General features: G+C 40.7%; 11 protein-coding genes and 1 other annotated feature. Of the genes, 8 read left to right on the forward strand and 3 right to left on the reverse strand.

What is annotated here, in order from left to right; translation table 11 throughout:
- The 7 genes from NSQ17_RS16690 (at window position 1) to NSQ17_RS16720 (ending at window position 8,596) form a co-directional block, all read left to right on the forward strand.
- Window positions 1-573: a TetR/AcrR family transcriptional regulator gene (locus NSQ17_RS16690; protein ID WP_008348201.1), complete on the forward strand. Its 573-nt coding sequence runs from the start codon at window positions 1-3 to the stop codon at window positions 571-573.
- 40 nt (window positions 574-613) lie between these two features.
- Window positions 614-1,948: an MFS transporter gene (locus NSQ17_RS16695; protein WP_138279051.1), complete on the forward strand. Its 1,335-nt coding sequence runs from the start codon at window positions 614-616 to the stop codon at window positions 1,946-1,948.
- Between the two features lie 268 nt (window positions 1,949-2,216).
- Window positions 2,217-3,200 (forward strand): YncE family protein, encoded by a 984-nt coding sequence (locus NSQ17_RS16700; protein WP_045033991.1) that lies wholly within the window; start codon window positions 2,217-2,219, stop codon window positions 3,198-3,200.
- A complete protein-coding gene (locus NSQ17_RS16705; RefSeq protein WP_025208049.1) occupies window positions 3,197-3,883 on the forward strand; it encodes a response regulator transcription factor in 687 nt (228 codons plus the stop codon). The genes NSQ17_RS16700 and NSQ17_RS16705 overlap by 4 nt, the downstream gene beginning before the upstream one ends.
- A complete protein-coding gene (locus NSQ17_RS16710; protein WP_138279052.1) occupies window positions 3,880-5,298 on the forward strand; it encodes an ATP-binding protein in 1,419 nt (472 codons plus the stop codon). Before NSQ17_RS16705 ends, NSQ17_RS16710 begins: the two co-directional genes overlap by 4 nt.
- A gap of 150 nt (window positions 5,299-5,448) precedes the next feature.
- The gene (locus NSQ17_RS16715) at window positions 5,449-7,572 is read left to right on the forward strand and encodes a glycosyltransferase family 39 protein (protein WP_326242385.1); all 2,124 of its coding nucleotides are present in this window, start codon (window positions 5,449-5,451) and stop codon (window positions 7,570-7,572) included.
- A 31-nt stretch (window positions 7,573-7,603) separates the two neighbouring features.
- The gene (locus NSQ17_RS16720) at window positions 7,604-8,596 is read left to right on the forward strand and encodes a glycosyltransferase family 2 protein (protein ID WP_282745845.1); all 993 of its coding nucleotides are present in this window, start codon (window positions 7,604-7,606) and stop codon (window positions 8,594-8,596) included.
- Window positions 8,597-8,644: 48 nt separating this feature from the next.
- On the opposite strand, the gene NSQ17_RS16725 is transcribed toward NSQ17_RS16720, so the two are convergent.
- Both NSQ17_RS16725 and NSQ17_RS16730 read right to left on the reverse strand, forming a co-directional pair.
- A complete protein-coding gene (locus NSQ17_RS16725; protein WP_008348215.1) occupies window positions 8,645-9,994 on the reverse strand; it encodes an amino acid permease in 1,350 nt (449 codons plus the stop codon).
- 75 nt (window positions 9,995-10,069) lie between these two features.
- Window positions 10,070-10,294, reverse strand: a binding site (T-box leader).
- Between the two features lie 91 nt (window positions 10,295-10,385).
- Window positions 10,386-11,060: an NAD(P)H-dependent oxidoreductase gene (locus NSQ17_RS16730; protein WP_045033987.1), complete on the reverse strand. Its 675-nt coding sequence runs from the start codon at window positions 11,058-11,060 to the stop codon at window positions 10,386-10,388.
- Between the two features lie 220 nt (window positions 11,061-11,280).
- Between NSQ17_RS16730 and NSQ17_RS16735 the strand changes: the two genes are divergently transcribed.
- Window positions 11,281-11,646 (forward strand): winged helix-turn-helix transcriptional regulator, encoded by a 366-nt coding sequence (locus tag NSQ17_RS16735; RefSeq protein WP_017357877.1) that lies wholly within the window; start codon window positions 11,281-11,283, stop codon window positions 11,644-11,646.
- A gap of 8 nt (window positions 11,647-11,654) precedes the next feature.
- Here NSQ17_RS16735 and NSQ17_RS16740 read toward each other — a convergent pair whose 3' ends face one another.
- On the reverse strand, window positions 11,655-12,827 hold the full coding sequence (locus NSQ17_RS16740) for a PDZ domain-containing protein (RefSeq protein ID WP_080673861.1): 1,173 nt from the start codon (window positions 12,825-12,827) through the stop codon (window positions 11,655-11,657).
- Window positions 12,828-12,861: the final 34 nt, after the last annotated feature.

The raw sequence follows: 12,861 nt of genomic DNA on the forward strand, positions 1-12,861 counted from the left end.
TTGTTAAAATCAACAAATCAGCGGATCATTCGCGCAACAATGGAATTATTGTCTGAAAAGGGCTATCAAAAAACAACGACAAAAGAAATTGCGACAAAAGCGAATGTAAGTGAAGCGACAATTTTTCGTAACTTTAAAAACAAACGCGGCGTGATTGCTGCCATTATGAAAATGAAATCAACACCGACCAAAACCCTTGAAGCTGAATTTAAAGACGATTTATACACCGATTTAAAATTTCTCGGTAGCTATTTCCTTGAAGATTTGACTTCAAAAAAAGAATTTATCTATATCAGCATGAGAGAACCCGCTATGTTTAAAGATTTAACAGACCATGAAAAAATTTATCCTCAAGAATTGAGAGACATGCTGATTCATTATTTCAAAAAAATGAGTGCTCAGCATCGTGTATTAGAAGGAAAAGAAGACATCTATGCTGATATATTTATTAGCACGTATTTTGGCTTTTTCATTCAACAGCTAGAGCAAGACATTCAGCTTGTTTTAACACAAAAAGAAGACTTTATTGAGACATGCACACACATTTTCATGAGAGGAATTTCCCCCACTTAATTGGGTGAAATTCTTCTTTTTTACAAAGGTGGTAAACACATTGAATCTTAAAAAAGAGAACTTGATCATTTATTCTTTGCTGCTTGGAGCTATTTTAGTTCCAGTCAATTCAACCATGATCGCAGTCGCTCTATCATCCATATCAACTTATTACGATCAATCCATATCAAACATTACTTGGGTGGTCACGATTTATCTAATTGTCATGGCAGTCACTCAACCTATTGCGGGTAAGCTGGGAGATATATACGGCCACCGCAGCATGTATTTAGCCGGTGTGATACTCTTTTTGATTGGCTCCATTGGATGTGCTTTCGCACCTAATCTTGCTTTTCTTATTAGCTTCCGATCAATTCAAGCGGCAGGCGGAGCTATATTAACACCGAACAGCATTGCTTTAATTCGAGCAACAGTATCACATGAAAAGCTTTCTAAAACTATGGGTTTTTTCGGTTTTGGAGCGGGAATTGGTGCCGCACTTGGACCTTTTATCGGCTCTATTCTCATTCAGAGCTTTGACTGGCATTCCATTTTCCTAGTGAATATACCATTTTTGATTCTCACACTTGTGACAGGCGTTTTTATGATTCCGAAGATGAAACATCCGCGTTTACAAGCCAATGTAGATATCATCGGTTCGTTATACTTAACAATCGGGATCGCCACACTCATTTTGTTTACTAAAAGCCAATTATTAAACGAATACATGATCTATGGCGTTCTAGCGGTCATTTCCATTCCTTTATTTTTCAAACACGTACGGAAAGTTACAAATCCCATCATTGATTTGACATTATTTAAAAACAGTACCTTTACGAACGCTAACCTTTCTATCATGCTTAGTAATTTTGTGATGTACGCGATTCTTCTCATTATGCCGCTGTTTATGGAGCAAAAACTTGCGCTTTCTCATACACAAAGCGGGATTTTCCTTTCGATCTTTTCACTCTGTATGTCTATTAGTGGATTACTCGGGGCAAAGCTCCATCCAATAAAAGGTGCCAAAAAAATGATTCGATTTTCATTTCTCTGTCTTACTTTATCAGGTGTTATGCTGATCACACTAAGCAGCTACCCAAATTTACCACTCCTTATCATCACATTAGTCGCTGGGGGGATCTCATCAGGTATTGGCATGACTAGCATGCAGATGGCTTCTTTAACATCTGTTGATCAGAGTTTATCCGGCTCTGCATCTGGAATTTTTTCTACCTTTAGATATTTCGGAAGTATCATTTCATCTACTTTAATTGGTATATTAAGTGGTTTTCAATCTTTATTTATCATATTAATGGGCGCAGGTATTCTTGGTTTCCTCCTCTCTCATCGTCTAAAAACGAAACCCACTTCTCATTCATCTGAACACTCTGCTTAATGACTCCCTTCGCTCTATTTAGGGCGGGGGAGCTATGATTATTTGTTACTGTAACCGATTATGGATACAATGATCAAACTGTGAAAATGATCTTTTACTCATGAAAAAATGTCATATGAATAAACGAAAAAGAAATTTCAGCTTTCATTTACCTCTACTTCCCCACCTAAAAACTTCTTTTCATTTCTTCCAGCATTCATAACTTCGATTTTTTTTCACAATTTTTGTGTTATGCTTTTTGAAAATAGAGCACCAAAGGAGCAGAAGGATGAAACGAGTGAAATATTTTTTAATATGCTTGTCAGCTCTACTATTTTTCCTAGCAGGCTGCGGAAAAGACCAGCAATTTACGCCCCCTGGCAGCTCTCAATCAATTGCTGTCATTTCTCAACTAAAAAAAGCCTCCTTTTCAATCGTTGATTTACAAAAAAATAAAATTGTCTCTTCCGTTGATTTAAAACATCCTCTCACTGATCTTGTTCACATCAACAAAGACGTGATCATTGCATCAAGTAAGGAAGGACAATCTCTTATAGAAATCAATTTAAAAAAAGGAACAGCAGCGGACTATATGGATGTGAATAAAGGTCTGACTTCACTTGCGTATGATGCGGATACCAACACTTTACTTGTGACCGATTCAGAGAAAAATGTCGTTTATTTTATCGATACAGTGCACAAGAAAATAAAAGCAACTGTGAAGACCGGGACATTACCCTCTTCTATGGCGTTGTCTTCTTCTGGAACGTTGTTTGTTTTAAATGCAAAAAGTCATTCTGTTTCAGTCATTGATATTGAAAAGAAAAAAAAGATACGAACGATTTCCGTTCTAGAACGGCCATCTGGCATTCATTTTGATGGGCATTCCATTTGGGTTGGAGGACACGGTAAACCGGGCACATTAAATAAGAGCATTTTTGCTTACGACCCTAAAACAGGTAAGAAACAGCGAGAAATCAAACTAGGTGTTATGCCAGTCGCATTTTTTTCAGAAAAAAACTCTTCTACTTTATATGTATTATGTCATGGAGACCATACACTATATAAAGTAAATACCGAGAAAAACAAACTACTTTCCTCTGTTGAGACCGGTCAAAATCCGAATTATATCACTGCTGATTCCTCATCTATATATGTCAGTAACTTAGATGACAATTCAGTATCCGTCATCGACAAACATACATTTATGTTGAAGAACCGACTGAACATCCCAGCAGGACCTTATGCTATCATGTTGGAGGAAAAGAAATGAAAGAACAGATGAATATTTTAATAGTAGATGATGAATTAGATATGCTTGAGTTAATCGGATCCTTTTTGCAAAGACAAGGCTTTCACGTGATAACTGCAAATAATGGCACGGGCGCCTTACATCAGCTTGAAAAAGAGGCCATTGACCTTGTTGTATTGGATATTATGATGCCAGATATGGATGGATTCGAAGTCTGCCAGCGCATCAGGCAAACCTCTCAAATCCCCATTTTATTTTTAACAGCTAGAAGTTATGAAGAGGATCGCATTAAGGGGCTGGAAATTGGAGCAGACGACTACATCATGAAGCCTTTTAGTCTACGTGAGCTTGCAGCTAGAATTGAAACGACATTAAGACGAATTAGAGGTCTTTCTTTAAAGCGCAGTCGAATCATGATTGGTGACTTGGAGATCGACCAAGATGGCAGACAAGTCTATCTCAAGCAAGAGCCCATCAATTTAACAAGAAGAGAATTTGATTTACTTATGTTTCTTCTGCTCAATCAAGGCCAAGTCTTTTCCCGTGAACAGCTCTATCAAAAATTGTGGGAATCACACTCACCTAGTGGCTCTTTAAGAACAGTCGATACACATATTAAAACACTAAGACTGAAATTAAAGGAAGCGGAACGGTATATTAAGACCGTTTGGGGTGTCGGCTATAAGTTTGAGGAGGACAAATGAAGCCATTATCTATTAAAAGGAAAGTGCTTTTCTTAATCCTTTCCGTTATAGGCATCGTTGCTGCCTCAGCTCTTGCCCTGACTTATTACTTATACCAGCACTTATATATAGATAAACAGATTGACTCTTTAAGTTTACAAGGAAAGAAACTGGCAGAAATCTATCACAAACACGGGAAAGACACATATTTTACTGACAGAATGAAGTGGGCAAATGACTCAAGTCAGGCAAGTGTTATTTTTACTGATGATCCTATGGAGCTTTCAAGCGGTATTCCTTTCGATACGAATACAAACGATAACCTCATTACGTTTAAAGAACGCCAAAAGCTTCTTCAGGGGAAAACAGTTGTGTTAATTAGAGAACACCCCCAGTTTCATCAAGATATTCTCGGGATTGCCATCCCTGTGTTCTCAAACAAAAATGATTTATCAGGAACCATTTTCCTCTCTATGCCTTTATCTGATGTGTATGAACCGTTTGTTCAAATTCGATTAACGCTTGGCATCTCTATTTTAATTATCCTGCTTTTGATTTTCTTTATTGGATATAAAAGTTCTAATAAAGTCGTAAGGACGATCAATCAAATGAAAGAAATTGCAATGGAAATGGAATCTGGTGATTTTTCAAAACGCATGGCTGTGACCAAAAAAGGGGATGAGTTAAATCAGCTGAGCCGTTCCTTTAATAAACTGTCCTCTACCTTAGAAAAAGTTGAACAGCATCGCAGAGAGTTCCTTGCCAATGTCTCCCACGAACTGAGAACGCCTTTAAGTTATATGAAAGGCTATGCTGAAGGAATTGAAGAAGGCATTATTGATCAAAAGAAAGGCATGCAGATTATTCAAGACGAATCCACACGATTAAGCCGGCTCGTACATGACCTTCTTGATCTCGCACAGTTAGAGGGGGAATCTTACCCACTAACGATGGAGCCGATCGTCTTTGCGCAGCTTATTCATGATGTTCTTGATCAAATGACATTCATTGCTAGTCAAAAGAGAATCTCGTTCAACCGAGAACTTGAAGAGGACTGTATTATTTATGGTGATAGCGATCGACTTGAGCAAGTCGTTCGTAATTTATTGGACAATGCCATCCATTACACGCCTTCAGGAAAATCGATTTCGATTGAATTATTCGTTCACCAACAAATTGCTGAATTGAGAATTACAGATGAAGGCAGCGGAATTCCAAAAGGAGATCTCCCTCATGTTTCTGAGCGTTTTTATCGAGTGAATAAAGCCCGCACAAGAAAAGATGGCGGCTCTGGTCTTGGACTAGCCATTGTTTATCAAATTATAAAAAAACATCGTGGCACGTTCGTTCTTCAATCTGAACAAGGCCTAGGTACGACCGCTATTATACAATTACCAAGTGCAGAGAGCACTGAAACTCCGCCTGTCTCCTCATAAAATAAGATGACATCTTAAACAAAAAACAGCTCTTTTCTAGAGCTGTTTTTATTCAACAGAAAAATAAAGAATTGGCCTTTTTTTATTAACAGTTTATTCATATTTGCTTGTTACACTTTTTTCAAGTTAAGAAAAAGGAGTGACAAGCTTTTGATTAGACGCTTTCAGAAATTTGATCTTTATTTATTTTTCATATTGATTTTATCTGCCATTTTAAACATTTATAACATTTGGAACGACGATACGGTGAACGCTTATTATACAGCGGCGGTCACAAGTATGATGCAAAGCTGGCATAATTTCTTCTTTGCTTCGTTCGATCCCTCAGGTTATGTCACGGTTGATAAACCACCGCTCGCCTTCTGGCTGCAAACGATCAGTGCCAAAATTTTCGGCCTGCATGGCTGGAGTGTGATCTTACCCCAAGCTTTAGCTGGCATTGGATCTGTTTATTTAATCTACCGCCTAGTCAAACCTACATTTGGCCAGGCTGCTGCAAGACTGTCAGCGCTTATTATGGCGTGTACACCAATCGCAGTTGCTGTATCTCGTACAAATAACATTGACAGCTTACTCGTCTTTATTCTTTTACTCGCAACAGCCATGATGTTCAAGGCTGTGAAACAGCAGAAAGTGCTTTGGGCGATTGCTTCTTTTGCAATGATCGGTGTCGGTTTTAATACAAAAATGCTACAAGCGTATATGATTGTACCGGCTCTCGTCCTGTTTTACATCATTGCCTATCGAACGACATGGAAGAAAAAGTTGTTATCGCTGATGATTTCGATGATTGTTCTTTTAGGTGTATCTGCTTCATGGTCTATAGCGGTTGATCTCACTTCCAAAGACAATCGTCCTTATATGGGATCAAGTCAATCGAACTCAGCACTAGAATTAGCCTTTGGTTACAATGGTCTTCAGCGGTTGACTGGTCAACAGTCTGGCGGAGGAGGCGGCACAAATCAGGGTGAGGGACAGCCACCTTCACAGCAGGGTGATCAGCAAAATGACAATAATTCTTCCACCATGCCTCAGCCGCCATCAAATGGGACTCAAAACAACTCAGACAATTCAAACCAATCATCCAGTCAGGAACAGCCTTCCATGCAAGGACCACCAAGCAGTGCAAACGGCACAACACCACCTGATATGCCTTCAGGCGGTAATGGTGATGGACCGCCAAATGGTGGGGGCGGAAAAATGGGAAGTGGTTCTGGCATGTTTGGAACAGGAACAAAAGGGCCATTACGTCTGTTCCAATCTGAACTGTCCGATCAAATCAGCTGGCTGCTTCCATTTGCGCTCTTTGGTGCGATTGGTCTCTTCTTCTCGACAGCCTTTGAAAGAAGACGGCTCAATACAAAACAAAAAGAAACACTATTTTGGTTAGCTTGGCTTATACCTGTTGCTGCATTTTTCAGTGTAGCAGGATTTTTCCATCACTATTATTTAATCATGCTGGCACCGCCAATTGCTGTATTAGCAGGAGCCGGATGGGTGTCTATGACTCAATTGTTTCAAACGGGAACTGGCTTTAAAAAATGGCTACTGCCAATTGCGATATTCGTCACAACCGCATTTGAAATCTTTATCCTATCCACATTTACAAGCACAATCGGTCTTGGATTAAGCATTGCAGTCGGTATCATTGGTATTGGAACGATCCTTTCTCTACTTTTGATAAAAGGGAAAGAAAAACTAAAACAATTCATGTCTCTCATTGCCATCCTTGGGATGCTGATCGCACCCCTATACTGGGCAAGCACACCTCTTCTTTACGGAGGAAACAGTATGCTGCCAGAGGCTGGTCCTCAGCTTGCAACTTCAAGTGGCAGCATGAGTTCACAAGTCAATGAAAAGCTGATCAGCTATCTTGAGAAAAACAATACGGGAGAAGAATTCCTATTCGGGACAACAGATGCAACCACTGCTTCGCCTTACATTATTAAAACAGGAAAAGCTGTTATGGCATTAGGTGGATTTAGTGGATCTGATAACATTCTCACGCTTAATGAATTCAAACAGCTCGTTAAAGACGGCAAAATCAAATACTTCTATCTTTCTGGTATGAGAGGCGGCAGCTCTGACATTCTCACTTGGATTCAAAAAAATGGCAAAGAAGTATCTGCTTCTAAATGGCAGAACAGCTCTACATCCAAAACGAATCAGCAAACAGACAGCTCAGACAGCCAACAATCAAAACAAAATGATCAGTCAAATGGACGAATGGGCGGAATGGAGAGCGGTACTCTTTATGAACTATCCGTTGATTAATTCATCTATTAAAAGGGAGGAACGATGACTGATGGAAAAGAACATACAATACTCTGTTGTAGTCCCAGTGTATAATGAAGAACTTGTGATCCATGAATCGTATCAGCGCCTCAAGACCGTCATGGATTCGACGGGAGAAGCATATGAGCTTCTCTTCGTCAATGACGGCAGTATAGATCGAACAGCTGAACTGATTAAAGGGTACTGCCAGACCGATCCGCATGTGAGACTTATTGATTTTTCTCGTAACTTTGGGCATCAAATTGCCATTACAGCGGGAATGGATTATGCAAAGGGAGAAGCTGTCGTAGTGATTGATGCGGATTTACAAGATCCACCTGAATTGATTTTAGACATGATTGAAAAATGGAAGGAAGGCTATGAGGTCGTATACGCGGTCCGCACGCAACGAAAAGGCGAAACAGCTTTCAAAAAGTACACGGCTTCCCTTTTCTACCGAGTGCTACGTCAAATCACCGAAGTAGATATTCCTATTGACACCGGCGACTTTAGATTGATGGATCGTAAAGTGTGTCATGAAATGAGAAAAATACGCGAGAAAAACCCATTTGTCCGCGGATTAGTGAGCTGGGTTGGCTTCAAACAGATTGCGGTAGAATATGTTCGAGATGAGCGGTTGGCAGGAGAAACAAAGTACCCTCTCAAAAAGATGCTCAAGCTCTCGATGGATGGGATCACATCTTTTTCTTACAAACCTTTAAAGCTAGCCAGCGTGGCAGGTATTTCCCTCTCAGCTATTGGCTTCATTTCGATGTTTCTAGTTTTATATTTAAAGCTATTTACAAACAGCACCATCACCGGCTGGAGTTCATTAATTGTCATTCAGCTATTCTTTAGCGGGATCATCCTCTTTATGTTAGGCATGATTGGGGAGTATATCGGCCGAATCTACGATGAAGCCAAGGACCGGCCGCTTTATATCGTCAGGGATAGCTATGGCCTTCAGGCAAAGCCACATCCCGTTCAATCCCCTGTCCACTTCAAGCAATATAAACAGCATTAAAAAAAGCGTGCGAGACCCTTCAGAAGGTCCTGCACGCTTTTTAATAAATTAGACGGCTGTTTCAAACCGTTTTCTGTTAATAAAGAAAGAAAGTGTAATGATTAAATAAATGCCCATTGTGACCAGCGTTTGAACAATTGGTGTATTGAATACAACGCCGACAAAAATGGCCATGATCGCAATAACGGAAAACCACGTTGTGAAAGGATACAGCTTCACGCGATATCCGCCTGGCTGTGCGACGCTTCGAGATTTCAAATGACCGACGGCAATGATAAACCAGATGAATAGAACTGTGTAACTTAAAGAGCCCATTAAGTAATTAAACGTTTGACTTCCTACAAAAAGAGAAATCAATACAGCTGCATACAAGGTAGATGTACATACAAGGATGGCTCGAACAGGCACCTGCTGTTTTGACAGCTTGGAGAATCCTTTCCATACACGGCCATCCATTGCCTGTGTATAAAGCACCCGTGATGAAGCATACAAGCCAGAGTTCATAGAAGACAAAATCGCTAGTAAGATAATACCATTCATGATGTCACTAGCATACGGTACTCCGATTGTTGCAAACACTGTCACAAATGGACTTACTTGCTCATTGTTGACTTGATTCCAAGGGATTAAGCTGACAATGATAAAGAACGGCAGTACATAAAAACCGATGATGCGTACAAACGTACTTTGAATGGCCTTTGGGATGACTTTTTCAGGGTTTTTTGTTTCTGCTAACGTGACCCCAATCATCTCCGTCCCACCATATGAATACACGACAACCAGCATTGCTGCAATTAATCCGCCAGTACCATTTGGGAAAAATCCACCGTGATCCGTTAAGTTAGACAATCCAGGTGCTGCATGCTGTCCGAATGAGACAAATAGCATGGTAAATCCAATGATAATAAATAAGATGATGACAGCAATTTTAATAGAAGCCAACCAATACTCTGTCTCAGCAAACATTTTGACTGAGCAAACATTAATGATTGTGACTACAAGTGAAATGATTAACACAAGCATCCAGATTGGCACTTGTGGGAACCAGTACTGAATAAAGATGGCCGACACAATCGCTTCTGCTGCAATGTTCAGCACCCACATCTTCCAATAGATCCAGTCTAAGAAATAGGCCGGATACTTTCCTAACACAGGTTCAATCAAGTCACGGAATGTTCTTGCTCCAGGTCGTGCAACGGTCATTTCGGCAAGTCCTTGCATAATAAATAATAAAATAAGACCACCAATCATGTATGCCAAAATGACAGCAGGACCCGCAATATCAATGGCAGAACTGCTTCCTTTAAACAGACCAGCACCGATGGCACCGCCAAGCGCAAGCATCATAATATGCCTTGATGTCATTGTTCGTTTTAACTGCACATGTTCCTTTTCCATTTTCTATAGCTCCTTTAAATTTGAATCTTCAGACAAATATGAGATAAAAGCATATAAAAAGGCCAGCCATCTCCTGGAAGAGACGACTGACCTTGCAACCGCGTTACCACTCTTATTGATTCAGCCATGGCTGAATCCAACTTAAAACCCGATAACGGAGGTCACACGTAAAGACTTACTATTCATTCAGTCTTACCGCTCTTTGAGCGAGTTCAATGATTCGTTTTACTGCGTTGCACCGACCCGCAGCTCTCTTAAAAAACGGATGTTCATTTACTATTCTCAAGTCAAAGCGTTTATAGTCAAATTTGTATATTCGTCAAAGATTTTATTTTTTAAATATACTGACTAACCACGCAATTGTCAACAGCCTTTTTCAGACAAACAGCGATTAACGAATCCAAACAGCTACTTCATCCATCGGGCGACGTGTTTTGCCGCGTTTTGGCTCAGTGACACGATAACCGAAGGCTGCCATGACAGAGATGTCGTATTGACCATCCTCCAGTAACCCTTCTTCTTCTAAGATACGATGGATGTGATCGTAGCTAAATCCTTCAACTGGGCATGAATCAATGCCGATCTGTGCCGCAGCTGTCATCATGTTACCTAAGGCAATATACGTTTGTTTTGAAGCCCAATCAAATAATGTACGGTCATTTTCTAGTAGATGAAGATCGTTCTCTTGGAATTCTCTGTAGCGCCCCTTGACCATTTCAAACGTTTCGTCTGTCATTCCTTTGATTTGCTTGTTGATGTATTCTGCATATGCTGAATCATAGCGGGCATCTGTTCTTGCCAAGATGATCACAAAATGGCTGGCAGTTGGAAGCTGCTTTTGCGCCCCCCATGTATACTCTTTTAATTTTTCTCTGAATGCTTCATTTTGAACAACGAGGAACTTCCAAGGCTCAAACCCTACAGAGCTTGGAGAAAGTCTTCCTGTTTCTAAAATAAATGCAAAATCATCCTCTGGAATCTTTTTCGCTGGGTCAAACTCTTTTGTCGCATGACGGAATTCATACGCCTCAATGATTTCTTTTTTTAATAGCTCTTTGTCTCGCATGTTATTCATCCTTTCTAATGAACAGGTGTGTTCCCACAATCCAATTTCTTTCCATTCCCTAATAGAAATTGTTATGATAGGAAAACAAACAACCCGAATGTGTGATGTCTATCTCTATGGTAAAAGAAAAGCTTCCATTGATTCAAGTACGCACATTTTTGTTCGTTAGGTACAAACATGTTCGTTTATGACCATTTTCGTTTAAGAAAGGAATGTTGAGATGAGTGCACCATCCAATCCAGTCAGTATTGTGAATCATGGCTGTCCCGTGTCTATCACTACAAATGTCATCGGAGGGAAATGGAAAGGCGTCATCCTTTATCATTTGACTTGCGGTCCAAAGCGTTACAACGAAATACGCCGGCTTCTGCCAAGAATTTCGCAGCGTGTCCTGACGTTGCAATTACGAGAACTTGAACAAGATGGGATTGTTCACCGTGAAGTCTATGAGGAAGTTCCTCCTCGTGTCGAGTATTCACTGACTTCTCTTGGAAATACGTTAAAGCCCATTATCTTTGCCATGCGTGAATGGGGCGAATCCTATGGAAGAGAAACGCGCCCAAAAGAAAAAAGCTGCCATCTCTAGCAGCTTTTTTAAGATGAAATCGCCGTTGGCTCTTGCTGAGGATCGTCCTTCACAAACAGGATACCAAGCTGGTGATGCTCCCCTTCGTAAGAGGCGCGTTTCTCAAACCTTGTCTGACCATTGAGACCAATGATCTCAAGCTTTGTCAGAGCACGATTGGTTTGTAGTGCTTCATAAAATTCTGAAACGGTTTTGATCTCGATTCCATTGACCTTTGTAATAATTTCTCCGATCTCAAGCTTTAAATCAGCCGCAGGGGTATTCGGAATGATACCAAGCACCATAAGCCCTTGATTCCGCTTAGAGAAAAAGAATGGTGCAGCGTTGTCATTCGCCCTCTGCTTCCATGATAAAAAGGCTCTTCCTGCAATCGCTAGAACAACAGCTCCCCACGCAATCGGCTCAAACCAAATACTTGCCGCACCTACTACAGCAACAACTAGACCGAGCATCATTATTCGGCGTGACGTAATTTGAATACTCACAATTGGCAGCGATCCTTGAATACGCTGGCCAAAGCCGATGATGTACGGGATCACAATAAATGAAAAGCTTTGATCGTGCACTTGAAGCACAGGCCACCATGGCAGAGAAGAAGTCCATTCACCTGCCGGCATCAGCAAAACAAGTGGTAGAAGCCACAGACGGTTTGCTCGCTGCTGGCCGATCAAAAGTCCTCTCGCACTCATCACCATTGCAGGCGATGTACGTAAATGCGCCGTTCGATAGGCTAAGATGCCTTCGGTCATTAACAGTAGCCCTAACAGGATCACAACGGCTGATGCATTCATCATTGAAAGCTGCGGCAGCCAAGAATGGCTCACTTGAACAGACATCAGTCCAAATGCCGCAATAAAACTGAAACCGAGTGTGTATGCAGACGAAAGCGCACTCGCCTTAAAGAATAAAGAGAAAACGATGGTCATCGCTGCAATCAGCACGATGAATCCAGGCGGAAGGGAAATCCCTAAGCCTACAGATATGATCGATAGACAAATTCCTGGAACCCATCCTTTTGAATATGTAAATTTCAGTTCATCGTAAACATCTTCTATTCTTGTTTGAAACGCTTTTCTCTCCCGCTTTACGCGGATGTAGCCATATAATAGGCTGATTAATATCATAAAATAAAAAAGAGGATGGATTAAAAACAGACCGACCGCTTTTAATCCGGCTCCCATCCACTCCGAGCTCATTATCGTTCACCGCCCAAGT

Source organism: Bacillus sp. FSL W8-0629, from assembly GCF_038593225.1.
Classification (GTDB): Bacteria; Bacillota; Bacilli; order Bacillales; family Bacillaceae; genus Bacillus; species Bacillus altitudinis.